The sequence below is a fragment of the Streptomyces sp. NPDC056224 genome (assembly GCF_042267665.1).
In the GTDB taxonomy this organism is placed as follows: Bacteria; Actinomycetota; Actinomycetes; order Streptomycetales; family Streptomycetaceae; genus Streptomyces.
The window spans coordinates 47879-61023 of sequence record NZ_JBHJTK010000027.1; the positions used below are offsets into that span (position 1 = coordinate 47879).

Annotated in this window: 12 protein-coding genes; 6 read left to right on the top strand and 6 right to left on the bottom strand. The window is 72.9% G+C overall.

What is annotated here, in order from left to right; translation table 11 throughout:
• Positions 1 to 74: 74 nt before the first annotated feature.
• Positions 75 to 1097, bottom strand: a complete 1023-nt coding sequence (locus ACFCZ1_RS26415) for a GDSL-type esterase/lipase family protein (protein ID WP_376680744.1) — start codon at positions 1095 to 1097, stop codon at positions 75 to 77.
• A gap of 469 nt (positions 1098 to 1566) precedes the next feature.
• Between ACFCZ1_RS26415 and ACFCZ1_RS26420 the strand changes: the two genes are divergently transcribed.
• Positions 1567 to 3021, top strand: a complete 1455-nt coding sequence (locus tag ACFCZ1_RS26420) for an amino acid transporter (protein ID WP_376680745.1) — start codon at positions 1567 to 1569, stop codon at positions 3019 to 3021.
• 10 nt (positions 3022 to 3031) lie between these two features.
• Positions 3032 to 3487: an Lrp/AsnC family transcriptional regulator gene (locus ACFCZ1_RS26425; protein WP_007262967.1), complete on the top strand. Its 456-nt coding sequence runs from the start codon at positions 3032 to 3034 to the stop codon at positions 3485 to 3487.
• Between the two features lie 267 nt (positions 3488 to 3754).
• On the opposite strand, the gene ACFCZ1_RS26430 is transcribed toward ACFCZ1_RS26425, so the two are convergent.
• Positions 3755 to 4072, bottom strand: a complete 318-nt coding sequence (locus tag ACFCZ1_RS26430; protein ID WP_376680746.1) for a WhiB family transcriptional regulator — start codon at positions 4070 to 4072, stop codon at positions 3755 to 3757.
• Positions 4073 to 4152: 80 nt separating this feature from the next.
• Positions 4153 to 4854 carry a GNAT family N-acetyltransferase gene (locus ACFCZ1_RS26435; protein ID WP_376680747.1) on the bottom strand — a complete coding sequence of 234 codons (702 nt, stop codon included), beginning with the start codon at positions 4852 to 4854 and terminating at the stop codon, positions 4153 to 4155.
• 369 nt (positions 4855 to 5223) lie between these two features.
• Here ACFCZ1_RS26435 and ACFCZ1_RS26440 point away from each other — a divergent pair, with 369 nt between their 5' ends.
• The 4 genes from ACFCZ1_RS26440 to ACFCZ1_RS26455 all read left to right on the top strand — a co-directional run bounded on the left by ACFCZ1_RS26440 (position 5224) and on the right by ACFCZ1_RS26455 (position 9701).
• Positions 5224 to 5607, top strand: a complete 384-nt coding sequence (locus ACFCZ1_RS26440) for a hypothetical protein (protein ID WP_376680748.1) — start codon at positions 5224 to 5226, stop codon at positions 5605 to 5607.
• A 184-nt stretch (positions 5608 to 5791) separates the two neighbouring features.
• Positions 5792 to 6592, top strand: a complete 801-nt coding sequence (locus ACFCZ1_RS26445; protein WP_376680749.1) for a carbon-nitrogen hydrolase family protein — start codon at positions 5792 to 5794, stop codon at positions 6590 to 6592.
• 51 nt (positions 6593 to 6643) lie between these two features.
• Positions 6644 to 8341, top strand: coding sequence for a flavin monoamine oxidase family protein (locus tag ACFCZ1_RS26450; RefSeq protein WP_376680750.1), 1698 nt, complete (start codon positions 6644 to 6646; stop codon positions 8339 to 8341).
• A 163-nt stretch (positions 8342 to 8504) separates the two neighbouring features.
• The gene (locus ACFCZ1_RS26455; protein WP_376680751.1) at positions 8505 to 9701 is read left to right on the top strand and encodes a GDSL-type esterase/lipase family protein; all 1197 of its coding nucleotides are present in this window, start codon (positions 8505 to 8507) and stop codon (positions 9699 to 9701) included.
• Here ACFCZ1_RS26455 and ACFCZ1_RS26460 read toward each other — a convergent pair.
• The 3 genes from ACFCZ1_RS26460 to ACFCZ1_RS26470 all read right to left on the bottom strand — a co-directional run bounded on the left by ACFCZ1_RS26460 (position 9688) and on the right by ACFCZ1_RS26470 (position 13091).
• On the bottom strand, positions 9688 to 10341 hold the full coding sequence (locus ACFCZ1_RS26460; RefSeq protein ID WP_376680752.1) for a DUF5995 family protein: 654 nt from the start codon (positions 10339 to 10341) through the stop codon (positions 9688 to 9690). The two genes, ACFCZ1_RS26455 and ACFCZ1_RS26460, sit on opposite strands and share 14 nt — an antisense overlap.
• A gap of 75 nt (positions 10342 to 10416) precedes the next feature.
• Positions 10417 to 11811 carry a uracil-xanthine permease family protein gene (locus ACFCZ1_RS26465; RefSeq protein WP_376680753.1) on the bottom strand — a complete coding sequence of 465 codons (1395 nt, stop codon included), beginning with the start codon at positions 11809 to 11811 and terminating at the stop codon, positions 10417 to 10419.
• Positions 11812 to 11876: 65 nt separating this feature from the next.
• A complete protein-coding gene (locus ACFCZ1_RS26470) occupies positions 11877 to 13091 on the bottom strand; it encodes an MFS transporter (RefSeq protein ID WP_376680754.1) in 1215 nt (404 codons plus the stop codon).
• Between the last annotated feature and the right edge of the window lie 54 nt (positions 13092 to 13145).

The window sequence follows — 13145 nt, forward strand, 5'->3', positions numbered from 1 at the left end:
GCGTCGGCAACTGTGCGAAGGACACGCCCTGTCGGGGTCGATCCGTTCAATCGGAGTCGTGTGGGCTGTTTCACTCACCCCGCGTCGAACCCGGCCCGCCGCAGAGCCGTGGCCACAGCGAGGCCGAGCACCTGGTGTCCGGCGTCGTTGGGGTGCAGTCCGTCCGCCAGGTGTTCGGGACCGAGCAGGTCACGACCGGGGAGCACGGCGAGGCGGTCGTCCCCGGCGGCGATCCGGTCCCGCGCGGCGCGCTCCATCGCGTCGCGCAGGGCGCCCAGCGTGGCGCCCAGCCTGTTAGGGGTGCGCTCGGCGTCGGGCCGTAAGACGGGGGAGACCAGCAGGACCGGGGTCCGCGGGTGCCCCTGGCGGACCAGGTCGAGGAAGACGCGGGTGGTCTCGTACAGCAGGGAGGCGGAAAACGGCACCCGGGACCAGCAGTTGGTGCCGAAGGCGAGGGTGATGACGTCGGCGGGCAGACCGGCGAGCTGTTCGGCGGTGGCGAGCTCCCCGCGGGCGGCGCCCGCGTAGCCGAGGTTCACGGTGTCCCAGCCCAGCGCCCGGCCGGCGACCGCGGGCCAGCCGTGGGCGGGGCGCGTGGACCACCAGCCCTCGGTGATGGAGTCGCCGTGCACGATCCAGCGCGGTGCGGGCGGCGGCGGGGCGAGGAGTCCGCCTATTCCGCGCAGGCCGAGGACCAGCGGGGACTGGGTCTCGGGCGGGTGGACGGTGAAGGGGCCGGTACCGCCGCGCAGTTCGATCCGTACGACGGCCTCGGCGGCCGGTTCGGTGAACACCTCGCGGACCACCCCGCGGCGGTCCCACAGCGCGAAGCCGTGCGCGAGGTCGCGCAGGGCGTCGGTGGGGCCGGGAACTGTGGCCCGGTAGCGGATCTCCACCGCCCGCGCGGTCTCGGTGGTGAACTCCACCCGGACCCCGATGGGCAGGGTGGCACGCTCGCCGGTGTCCCAGGGCAGCCGCATGGTGTCGGCCGGGTCGGCCCGTACCGGGCGCCCCTTGTCCAGCCAGGCCACCCCGCGCAGGAAGGGCCCGGGGTCCTGCCACCGCGCGTCAGGGCTCAGCGGTTCCGCTGGTCTCACTCTTCGCCTCCGGTCGTCGGGTACGAACGTCCGCGGCGCCCGGCACCCCGGCGCCCCGGCACACCCGGCCCCGCGGCACCCCGGCGCCACCGCGTTCACCAGTACCCCGCCCGGGCCCGGTTCACCGCCGCCGCGCGCACCAAAGCCGGTCGGGCCGGCCCGGGCCGCACACTGCGACACATCTGACGGAGTGTCAAGAACGGCGTTCGGGGCCGGCTGCGCATCGATCGATCATCCGCGCGCAACAAAGGACCATCCGGGACAGATCCGCGCAACGATCGTGCGCCAATGTGCAAGGATGGTGCATTACGGGCGGTATCCATCAGCTCGTAGGCTCACTCGCTGTACGTGGAGTGGCGAGGACCGCCTGCTCGGCGGTCCCCCATGCCCAGGCTCAGGCCTGCTCCTGCTCCGGACCGCTGCGGTCGACGCCTGACAGTCTCCATCCGCAGTGAACAAGGAGTCCTTCGTGCTCGACCACGGCCAGGCGCCACCCGTCTCGACCGAGCCCCGCAGGGCCGCCCACCCGCTCCTCCGCCGCAAGCCGGTCGAGCAGCTGGTCGCCGAGGGAGGTCAGGGCGAGGGCGGCTCGCTGCGCCGCTCGCTCACCATGTGGCAGCTGACGATGATCAGCATCGGCGCGACCCTGGGCACCGGCATCTTCGTCGTCCTCGGCACCGCCGCCCCCAAGGCCGGCCCCGCCGTGACGATCTCCTTCATCATCGCGGGCCTGACCGCGCTGTTCTCGGCGCTGTCCTACGCCGAGCTGGCCGGATCCGTCCCGGTCTCCGGATCCTCGTACTCGTACTCGTACGCGACCATGGGCGAGTTCATCGCCTGGATCTGCGGCTGGTGCCTGGTCCTGGAGTACGCCGTGTCGGTCGCGGCCGTCGCCGTCGGCTGGGGCCAGTACCTCAACGAGCTCCTCGACGGGACCATCGGCTACACCCTCCCCGAGACGCTCTCGAACCCGCTGGGCGACGGCGGCTGGATCAACCTGCCGGCGCTGGTCGTCGTCCTGCTCGCCATGGTCTTCCTGATGCGCGGCGCCAAGGAGAGCGCCCGGATCAACTCGATCATGGTCGCGGTGAAGATCGTCACCCTGCTGCTCTTCATCGGCATCGGCTTCATGGGCATCAAGGCCGGCAACTACGCCCCGCTCGCCCCGCTCGGCATCACCGGCATCAGTGCCGGCGCCGCCACCCTCTTCTTCTCCTACATCGGCTTCGACGCCGCCTCCACCGCCGGTGAGGAAGCCAAGAACCCGAAGAGGGACCTGCCCCGCGCGATCATGCTCTCGCTGGGCATCGTCACCGTCCTGTACGTGCTCGTCGCCTTCGTCGCCGTCGGCGCCATGCCCTGGAAGGACTTCGAGGGCACCGAAGCCGCGCTCGCCCAGATCATGACCGACGTCTCCGGCCACAGCTTCTGGGGCGTCGTCCTCGCCGCAGGCGCCGTCGTCGCCATCGCCTCGGTCGTCTTCGCCGTCCTCTACGGCCAGACCCGCATCCTCTTCGCGATGTCCCGCGACGGCCTGGTCCCCAAGGTCTTCGCCAAGGTCGACGAGAAGACCGGCGCGCCCCGCGCCAACGTGGTCATCGTCTCCCTCTTCTGTGGCGTCCTCGCGTCCTTCATCCCCTTGGGCAAGCTGGCCGACGCCACCAGCATCGGCACCCTCTTCGCCTTCGGCCTCGTCAACGTCGCCGTCGTCATCCTGCGCAGGACGCGCCCGGAGATGCCGCGCACGTTCAAGGTGGCGCTCTTCCCCGTCACCCCGATCCTGGGCGTCGTCGCCTGCGGCTACATGATGTCCACCCTCGATACCGCCACGTGGTTCGTCTTCGGTGGCTGGATGGCCGCGGGCCTCGTGTTCTACTTCCTGTACGGCATGCGCCGCTCCACATTGGCCACAGCAGAGAAGTGATCCACCCGCAGTGCGACTGAACGATCTCGACGAACGCATCGTGCACGCCCTCGCCGAGGACGCCCGCCGCTCCTACGCGGACATCGGGTCCGAGGTCGGCCTCTCCGCCCCCGCCGTGAAGCGGCGCGTGGACCGGCTGCGGGCCGAAGGCGCCATCACCGGCTTCACGGTCCGCGTGGACCCCGCCGCGATGGGCTGGGAGACCGAGGGCTTCATCGAGATCTACTGTCGCCACAACACCTCGCCGGACGACATCCGGCGAGGGCTGGAGCGGTACCCCGAGGTGGTGTCCGCGTCGACCGTCACCGGCGACGCGGACGCCCTCGTCCAGGTCTTCGCCTCCGACATGCGGCACTTCGAGCGGGTACTGGAGCGCATCGCGGGCGAACCCTTCGTGGAACGCACCAAGTCCGTCCTGGTCCTCTCCCCGCTCCTGCGCCGCTTCACCTCGGGCGCGCCCGCGTAGGGGCCGTTCCGCACACCCCTGCGCCCCGGCATGCGATGCCGGGGCGCAGCCGCGTTGACGCGGGCGGGGCCGTACGGGATCCCCACGCGCCGGGCCGCACGCCCGGCCCGTACGGCGGTCCCGGAGGCCCGGCCCGTAACGGCGGGCCCGCATCCCAGGACCTCCCGGCGGGACGGAAACGGCAGCCCGGTACGGCCTCGGCGGGGCCGAACCGCCGGCCGCGCCGAGGCCGTACCGGGCGTGCCCACCGGGTCCGGCGGGCAGCGATCAGCGATGCCCGGCGCTCACGCGGGCCGCACCGGCGTGAGCGCCGGCCGGACCCAGCAGGGCCCGGCGTTCCTCCTCCGTCAGCCCGCCCCAGACCCCGAAGGGCTCACGGGTCCGCAGCGCGTGCTCCAGGCACGCGGCGCGCACGGGGCAGACCGCGCAGACCTGCTTCGCCGCATCGTCGCGGTCCGCCCGTTCCTCGCCCCGCTCGCCCGCCGGATGGTAGAAGCGCCCGGGGCCCAGGTTCCGGCAGGCCGCGCGCAGCTGCCACTGCCAGTGATGGTGCGCGGAGCCGGGCAGCCTTGAGACGTCGGTCATGGCAGTTCCTTTCCGTGGGTTGTCCCGCGTCTGACCGCTGGACGCCCCGCGAAACCCCGCCGAGGCCAACCGCCTGCGGATCACACCTCCCCGGCCGGCGTACGGAGCCCCAGGAAGTCCGGCCGGCGCCGCAGGGTGAACCCCATCGACCCGTAGAGCCGCACCGCCCCCGCGTTCTCCGCCGCCGCGTGCAGGAACGGGCTGTCCCCGCGCTCGCGCACCGCTGCGGCGACCGCCCGTATCAGCCGGCCCGCCAGGCCCCGGCCCCGGTGGTCCGGGTGCGTGCACACGGCGCTGATCTCCGACCAGCCCGTCGGCCGCATCCGCTCCCCGGCCATCGCGACGAGCCGCCCCTCGTGGCGGATCCCCAGGTAGGTGCCCAGCTCGACGGTCCGGTCCATGAACGGGCCCGGCCTGGTCAGCTCGACCAGCTCCAGCATCTCCGGCACGTCGCCGGGCCCCAGCGGGGCCGCCTCGGGCGCCGCCTCGGCCCGTACCGCCCGGCCGTCCAGCTGCACACCGGGAACGGCCGCCACGGTCTCCCAGCCCGGCGGCGGGGTCAGCAGCCCGGTCACCCAGACCCCCTCCCCGGGTCCGGCCAGCGCCGCCAGATCCGCCCACGCACGGGGGTCCCGCGGGTCGGCGAGCGCCGCGAACGGGCTGGCGTCCCGCGGATAGCGGGCGGCCAGACCCGCGGGCCCGTGCTCGGCGAAGGCACGGTGCGGTCCGGTCAGCGCGGCCCAGACCGGGTTGTCGAGTACGTCGAGTGCCTCGGGGGACATCGGTGCGGAGCTCCATTCGGTGCGTAGGGTTGCGAAGCCGGCCCTCACCGCCTTCTTGACGGCCCCGTGCGCCGCCACGAGACTGCCGGGGACGGCCACGACGGCCGGCGGGCCGCCGCGGGAAGCCTAACGACCGCGGGACGGGCCGTGCGAGGACGGGGACGGGGGTGGGACGGGTGGACACACGGACCCTCCGCCGCCGGTGGCTGACCCGTCGCCTGCACATCGACCTCCTGCGGGTGTGCAGCGCTTCCGGCGCGCGGGGCTGAACCACCCCGGACCGACTCGGGCGACCCGGACCGCGCGCCCCGCGCCGCCGGGAACCCAGCCCTGATCAGGCCACTACCCCGCGCCCGCCCCAGGAGAGCCATGTCGCACACCGCCTCGCCCCGCACCGGTCCGGCCCCCGCCCCGCGCGGCCGCATCGGGACCGGTTTCTCCCCCGTCCCGCACCGCTACCGCCTGTACCTCTGCGCCGGCTGTCCGCGCTCCCGGCAGGTGGCGGCGGCCCTCGCCCTGCTGGGCATCGAGGACTCCGTCGGCGTCACCGTCCTCGCCGAGGACACCGCGGCACCCGGGCGCACCGAGCTGCGCCTCGCGTACGAGGCGGCGGACCACCACTTCGACGGCACTGCGGCCGCCCCCGCCCTCGTCGACACCTGGAGCGGCCGCGTGGTCCGCGACCACACCCCCGACATCCTCGACGATCTCCGCTTCCTCGCCGCGCACCCGGCCTTCCGCACCGGATCCTGAGCGGACCGCGGGGGCTCCGACCGGGCCGGCCCGGCCCCTCGGGGCCCCCGCGCAACGAATCTCCGGGCAAGTGGTGGAACACGCAACGAATCGATGCGCGCAGCGCAACGGTCACGGCTTGTCCGGGTCGAACGCGCGAACGTACCGTCTAAGGACCCCACCCCTCCTGCCACAGAGGTAGTCCATGGCCCCGCTGCGCACCGCCCTCCTCCAGAGCTCCGGACGGCTCGGCGACACCGCCGAGAACCTCAAGGCGCTCGACGAGGCCGCGGCGCGCGCCGCACAGGGCGGGGCCGGGCTCCTCGTGACCTCGGAGATGTTCCTGACCGGGTACGCCCTCGAGGTCGAGGACATCGCCGGTCTCGCCGAGCCCGCCGACGGCGAGTCCGCCCACGTCATCGGCGGCATCGCCCGCCGCCACGGGATCGCGGTCCTCTACGGCTACCCCGAGCGGGACGGCGACACCGTCTACAACGCGGCGCAGCTCGTCGGCCCGGACGGCGCCCGGCTCGCGAACTACCGCAAGACGCACCTCTTCGGCTGCTTCGAGCAGGAGGCCTTCACCCCCGGCGACACCCCCGTCGTCCAGGCCGACCTGAACGGCCTCCGCATCGGCATCATGATCTGCTACGACGTGGAGTTCCCCGAGAACGTCCGGGCGCACGCGCTCGCCGGCACCGACTTCCTCCTGGTGCCGACCGCGCAGATGCACCCGTTCCAGTTCGTCGCCGAACAGCTCGTCCCCGTACGGGCCTTCGAGAACCAGATGTACATCGCGTACGTCAACCGCACCGGTCCGGAAGGCGAGTTCGAGTTCGTCGGACTCAGCTGCCTGACGAGCCCCGACGGGGTCACCCGCACCCGGGCCGGCCGCGGCGAGGAGCTGGTGTTCGGCGAGGCCGATCCCGAGCTGCTGGCCGCCTCGCGCGAGAACAATCCGTACCTGCGCGACCGCCGCCCCGGGCTCTACGCCTCCCTCGTCTGAGCCCTCCTCTTCCACCAGTCCCGCCGCAAGGCCGCAAGGAGACGTACCCCCATGACGTCCACGGTGCCCACCACCGCCGTCCCGCACAGCGACGGACAGCCCCCGATCACCATGTTCGGGCCGGACTTCCCGTACGCGTACGACGACTTCCTCGCCCACCCGGCGGGTCTCGGCCAGATACCGGCGACCGAGCACGGCACCGAGGTCGCCGTGATCGGCGGCGGCCTGTCCGGCATCATCTCGGCCTACGAGCTCATGAAGATGGGCCTCAAGCCCGTCGTCTACGAGGCCGACCAGATCGGCGGCCGGCTGCGCACCGTCGGCTTCGAGGGCGCCGGCACCGAGGAGCTGACCGCGGAGATGGGCGCGATGCGCTTCCCGCCGTCCTCCACGGCCCTGCAGCACTACATCGACCTCGTCGGCCTGGTCACGGAGCCCTTCCCGAACCCGCTCGCCGAGGCGACCCCCTCGACGGTCGTCGACCTCAAGGGCGAGACGCACTACGCCGAGACCATCGCCGACCTCCCGCAGGTCTACCGCGACGTCGCCGCCGCGTGGAACGAATGCCTCGACGAGGGCGCCGACTTCTCCGACATGAACACCGCGATGCGCGAGCGGGACGTCCCGCGCATCCGCGAGATCTGGGCCAAGCTCGTCGAGAAGCTCGACGACGAGACCTTCTACGGGTTCCTCTGCAAGTCGCAGGCCTTCCAGTCGTTCCGCAAGCGCGAGATCTTCGGCCAGGTCGGCTTCGGCACGGGCGGCTGGGACACCGACTTCCCGAACTCCATCCTGGAGATCCTGCGCGTCGTCTACACCGAGGCCGACGACCACCACCGCGGCATCGTGGGCGGCTCGCAGCAGCTCCCGCTGCGCCTGTGGGAGCGTGAGCCCGAGAAGATCGTCCACTGGGCCCAGGGCACCTCGCTGTCCTCCCTGCACGACGGCACCCCGCGCCCGGCGGTCACCCGCCTGCACCGTACGGCGGGCAACCGCATCACGGTCACCGACGCGTCCGGCGACATCCGCACGTACCGCGCCGCGATCTTCACCGCGCAGTCCTGGATGCTCCTCTCCAAGATCGAGTGCGACGACACGCTGTTCCCGATCGACCACTGGACGGCGATCGAGCGCACCCACTACATGGAGTCCAGCAAGCTCTTCATCCCGGTCGACCGGCCCTTCTGGCTCGACAAGGACGAAGAGACGGGCCGCGACGTCATGTCGATGACCCTCACGGACCGCATGACCCGCGGCACGTACCTGCTGGACAACGGCCCGGACAAGCCCGCCGTCATCTGCCTCTCGTACACCTGGTGCGACGACAGCCTGAAGTGGCTGCCGCTGTCCGCGAACGAGCGGATGGAGGTCATGCTGAAGTCCCTCGGCGAGATCTACCCGAAGGTCGACATCCGCCGCCACGTCATCGGCAACCCGGTGACCGTGTCCTGGGAGAACGAGCCCTACTTCATGGGCGCGTTCAAGGCCAACCTGCCGGGCCACTACCGCTACCAGCGACGCCTGTTCACCCACTTCATGCAGGACCGCCTCCCCGAGGACAAGCGCGGCATCTTCCTCGCGGGCGACGACATCTCGTGGACGGCCGGCTGGGCCGAGGGCGCCGTACAGACCGCCCTGAACGCGGTCTGGGGCGTCATGCACCACCTGGGCGGCACGACCGACTCCACCAACCCGGGCCCGGGCGACCTCTACGAGGACATCGCCCCGGTCGAACTCCCGGAGGACTGACCTCCCCCTCCCGGACTCCGGTGGTGACACCCCCGCCCCGGACCCCGTGACCACGGGCCGCCCCCGCGCAGACATCGCGGCGGCGGCCCGTTCTCATGCCCGGCGCGAGCGCGCCCGCGCAAAAACGGGTGCGGGACGGACCCGGAGCCGACAGGGTGGGGGCATGACCGCCCCGTTCGGACAGGCCCGCCCGGCCCCGTGGATCACCACCGCCGTCGGGCCGCGCCTGCTGCGCGGCGCCCTCGACGTGGAACGCACCGCGCACGGCGTGCTCCCGCACCGGCTGCCCGCCCGCGCGCGCGAGCAGTTCACCGACGCGAGCCTGGCCACGGTCGAGGCCCAGCCCTCCGGGGTGCGGCTGGCCTTCCGCTCCGGGGCCACCGCCGTCGAGCTGGACGCGCTCCCCACGAAGCTGGTCTACCAGGGCGCCCCGGCCCGCCCGGACGGCGTGTACGAGCTGCTCGTCGACGGCCGCCCGGCCGGCCGGGGCAGCGTGGCGGGCGGCAACGTGCGCGTCGTCGACATGGCCACCGGCTCCGAGGTCCTGCGCCCCGGCCCGCCCGGTACCGTCCGGTTCACCGGGCTCCCCGCCGGGATGAAGGACATCGAGATCTGGCTGCCCCACACCGAGGTCACCGAGCTCATCGCCCTGCGCACCGACGCCCCGGTCGAGGACCTCCCGGACCGCGGCCGCAGGGTGTGGCTGCACCACGGCAGCTCCATCAGCCAGGGCTCCTTCGCCGCCGCCCCGACCGGCACCTGGCCGGCTCTCGCGGCCGTCCTGGGCGGTGTGGAGCTGGTCAATCTGGGATTCGGCGGCAACGCCCTGCTCGACCCCTTCACCGCCCGCGCCGTCCGCGACACGCCCGCGGACCTGATCAGCCTGAAGATCGGCATCAATCTGGTCAACCACGACGTGATGCGCCTGCGCGCCTTCGTCCCCGCCGTGCACGGATTCCTCGACACCATCCGAGAGGGGCACCCCACCACCCCGCTGCTCGTCGTCTCTCCCGTCCTGTGCCCCATCCACGAGGACACCCCGGGCCCCACCGCCGCGGAACTGGCGGGCGGGGAGCTGCGCTTCCGGGCGCTCGGCGACCCGGCGGAGCGGGCCGCCGGACGGCTCACGCTCGGCCTCGTCCGGGACGCGCTGGCGCGCGTCACCGCGCAGCGGGCGGCCGACGACCCGAACCTGCACCACCTCGACGGCCGCGCCCTCTACGGCGCGGCGGACTTCGCCGAACTGCCCCTGCCCGACCGGCTCCACCCGGACCCGGCCGGCCACCGCCGCATCGGTGAGCGCTTCGCGGAACTGGCCTTCGGCCGCGGCGGCCCGTTCGCCGCCGTCACCGGCGGCTGAGCCGGCCCGGGGTCAGCAGACAGCGGCCGACCAGTCCGACGCCCGCGTCGAGGGACTCCCGGAACTCCTCGGCCAGGTCGGGGGAGCGGCGCAGCGTCCACAGCAGGCGGGCCGCCGCCCAGGCGCCCGCGCGGGCGCGCTCCAGGCTCCAGGAGCCGACCAGGTGGGTGAGCGGGTCGGCGATCTCCAGGAGGTCCGGGCCCGGCATCAGCTCCTCCCGGATGTGCTCCTCCAGGGCGATCAGGATGTCGCCGACCCGGTCGAAGTCGGCTTCGAGGGCGTCCGGTTCACATTCCAGGGCGCGGCAGGTGGACACCACCGCCACCGCCAGGTCGTGGCCGATGTGCGCGTTGATCCCGGCCAGCGCGTGCTGGAGCGGCCGGATCCCGGGGTGGCGCCGGTACTGGAGCAGCGGCCGCCAGCAGGCCGGCGCCCGGTCCGCCTCCACCGCCGCCAGGTACCGCTCGGCGAACCGCACGCTGAGGGTCTGTGCCCGCCGCGGCGCCGGGAACCCGCCGTGTCCGATCCGCCGGTGCAGGGTCTGCGTCACCGTCAGGTAGACCCGGTTGAAGACGGCGACACCGTCCTGCGGCGGCAGCCGCTCGTCCAGGGCGCGCATCCGCGCCAGCACCGCTTCCATGGGGGCAGGGTCGCAGGCGCCGCGCCGGATCCGGGGAACTTGGCCGTACGCTTCGCCGGTTCGGGCGAAACCCCGTCAACGCGGCGTGTCCGGGCCGTCCTGATCATCGTAGGCGGAGGTGCCCTCGTCGAGCAGGGGCTCCTGCTGCTTCAGGTGCGCCGGGGCGAAGTACCGCAGCGCGTGGTATCCGGTGATCACCACGATCGTGCCCAGCGCGATACCGCCCAGCTCGAAGCTCTCGGTGATCTGCAGCCTGACCCCGCCGATGCCGATGATGATGCCCGCGGCAGCGGGCACCAGGTTCAGCGGATTGCGCAGGTCCACCCGGCCGTTCAGCCAGATCTGGGCGCCGAGCAGGCCGATCATGCCGTAGAGGATGACGGTGATCCCGCCCAGTACCCCGCCCGGGATCGCGGCGACGACCGCGCCGAACTTGGGGCACAGGCCGAAGAGCAGCGCGAACCCGGCCGCCGCCCAGTACGCCGCCGTGGAGTACACCCGGGTGGCCGCCATGACGCCGATGTTCTCGGAGTACGTCGTGTTCGGCGGCCCGCCGACCGCCGTGGACAGCATGGACGCGGCGCCGTCGGCCGCGATGGCGGTGCCGAGCTCGTCGTCCAGCGGGTCGCCGGTCATCTCGCCGACGGCCTTGACGTGACCGGCGTTCTCGGCGATCAGGGCGATCACCACGGGCAGGGCGATCAGGATCGCCGACCACTCGAACTGGGGCGCGTGGAAGGACGGCAGCCCGATCCAGTCGGCCGAGGCGACCCCGGAGAGGTCGAGGCGCCAGTGGTCCACGGCCCCGCCCCCGCCCATCGTGGAGTGGATCTTGCCGAAGAGGCGGTCGAGGATCCAGGAGAGCGCGTACCCGAAGACCAGACCCAGGAAGATCGCGATCCGGGACCAGAACCCGCGCAGGCAGACCACGGCGAGCCCCGTGACCAGCATGGTCAGCAGCGCCGTCCACTGGTCCTGCGGCCAGTACGTCGAAGCCGTCACCGGCGCCAGGTTGAAGCCGATCAGCATCACCACCGCGCCCGTCACCACCGGCGGCATCGTCGCGTGGATGATCCGCGCCCCGAAGCGCTGCACGGCGAGGCCGGCGAGGAACAGCGCCGCGCCCACGACGAAGACGGCGCCGGTCACGACCGCGCTGTCGCCGCCCGAGGCGCGGATCGCCGCCGCGACACCGACGAAGGAGAGGGAGCAGCCCAGGTACGAGGGGACCCGTCCGCGCGTCGCGAGGAGGAAGATCGCCGTCGCGACGCCGGACATCATGATGGCCAGGTTCGGGTCCAGGCCCATCAGTACCGGCGCGACGAAACTCGCGCCGAACATCGCGACGACGTGCTGGGCGCCGAGCCCCGCGGTCCGCGGCCACGAAAGCCGCTCGTCCGGCCGGACCACCGCGCCGGGGGCGGGGGTCCGCCCGTCTCCGTGCAGGGTCCAGCGCACGCCGAGGCCCATGTTCCACCACTTCCGATTTCTCGCCGCTGGTCGAACTTCCGTACCGCTAGGCGGCCAGCGATATGTTACGGGCGGATTCCGGCGGGTTCGTCCCGACCGGCCTCGGAGGCCACGGGTACGGCCGGCTTCTGCCGCAGTACGGCGGCCCCCGCGACCAGCGCGAACGCCAGCAGGGTGACCAGTCCGAAGGAGACCACGAGCGAGGTCGCGTCCGCCACCGCCCCGATCGCCGACGGGGCGATCAGTCCCGATGTGTACGTGATCGTCGCGACGCCCGCGATGGCCTGGGCCGGGGCCGGGCCGCTGCGTGCCGCCGCCGCGAAGGCCAGCGGCACCACCACCGCGATGCCGAGGCCGATCAGCCCGAAGCCGGCCAGCGCCGACGCGGGATGGCGGGCCGTCACGACGAGCAGCCCGCCCGCGGTGGCCAGTACGCCGCCGGCCCGCACGGTGCGCACCGCCCCGAACCGGTCCACCACCCGGTCCCCGGCGAGCCGGGCGACGGCCATGGTGAGCGCGAAGGCGGTGGTGGAGGCCGCCGCCAGGCCGGCGTCCGTGTGCAGGACGTCCCGCAGGTAGACCGCCGACCAGTCCAGACTCGCCCCCTCCGCGAAGACCGCGCAGAAGCCGATCGCCCCGATGAACAGCGCGGACTTCGGGGGAAGCGCGAAGTGCGGAGGGGCCTGCCCGTTCTGGTCGCTCCTCAGGTCCAGCACGCCGCGTACGGCGACCAGCCCGGCCGCGGTGAGGGCCAGCGCGGCGATCAGGTGGTGGAGCTGTGCGTCCGCCCCCGCGTGCGCGGCGACCGCACCGGCGGCCGAACCGAGCAGCGCGCCCGTGCTCCACATGCCGTGCAGCGAGGACATGATCGAGCGGCCCAGCCGGTTCTCGGTCTCCACGCCGAGCGCGTTCATCGCCACGTCCGACATGCCGGAGGTGGCTCCGTACACGAAGAGCGCGAAGCACAGGGTCGGCAGGTTCGGGGCGAGGCTCGGCAGGATCAGGGACAGGGTCCACAGTGCCAGCAGTGCGCGCAGCGCGGCGCGGGCGCCGAAACGGTGGTTGATCCGCCCCGCCAGCGGCATCGCGAGCGCCGCGCCCAGGGCGGGGAAGGCGAGGGCCAGGCCCAGGGCGCCCGCGCTGAGCTGGGCATGGTCCTGGATCCAGGGGATACGGGTGGCGAAGGAGCCGGTGACGGCGCCGTGGGCGCAGAAGACGGCGGCGATGGCGAAGCGGGCATGGCGCAGACGCGCCGGGCTGAGGTCGGATTCCCCGGTCATGGGAACTAAACTATCAGGGACCCTGCCTGATAGTTGACGGCTCCGACTCCCTAG

Bases quoted from the DNA above. Each gene is read 5' to 3' on its own strand.
- ACFCZ1_RS26430 (WP_376680746.1), bottom strand. From the start codon at position 4,072: ATGACCGACGTCTCAAGGCTGCCCGGCTCCGCGCACCATCACTGGCAG.
- ACFCZ1_RS26435 (WP_376680747.1), bottom strand. From the start codon at position 4,854: ATGTCCCCCGAGGCACTCGACGTACTCGACAACCCGGTCTGGGCCGCG.
- ACFCZ1_RS26440 (WP_376680748.1), top strand. From the start codon at position 5,224: ATGTCGCACACCGCCTCGCCCCGCACCGGTCCGGCCCCCGCCCCGCGC.
- ACFCZ1_RS26445 (WP_376680749.1), top strand. From the start codon at position 5,792: ATGGCCCCGCTGCGCACCGCCCTCCTCCAGAGCTCCGGACGGCTCGGC.
- ACFCZ1_RS26450 (WP_376680750.1), top strand. From the start codon at position 6,644: ATGACGTCCACGGTGCCCACCACCGCCGTCCCGCACAGCGACGGACAG.
- ACFCZ1_RS26455 (WP_376680751.1), top strand. From the start codon at position 8,505: ATGACCGCCCCGTTCGGACAGGCCCGCCCGGCCCCGTGGATCACCACC.
- ACFCZ1_RS26460 (WP_376680752.1), bottom strand. From the start codon at position 10,341: ATGGAAGCGGTGCTGGCGCGGATGCGCGCCCTGGACGAGCGGCTGCCG.
- ACFCZ1_RS26465 (WP_376680753.1), bottom strand. From the start codon at position 11,811: ATGGGCCTCGGCGTGCGCTGGACCCTGCACGGAGACGGGCGGACCCCC.
- ACFCZ1_RS26470 (WP_376680754.1), bottom strand. From the start codon at position 13,091: ATGACCGGGGAATCCGACCTCAGCCCGGCGCGTCTGCGCCATGCCCGC.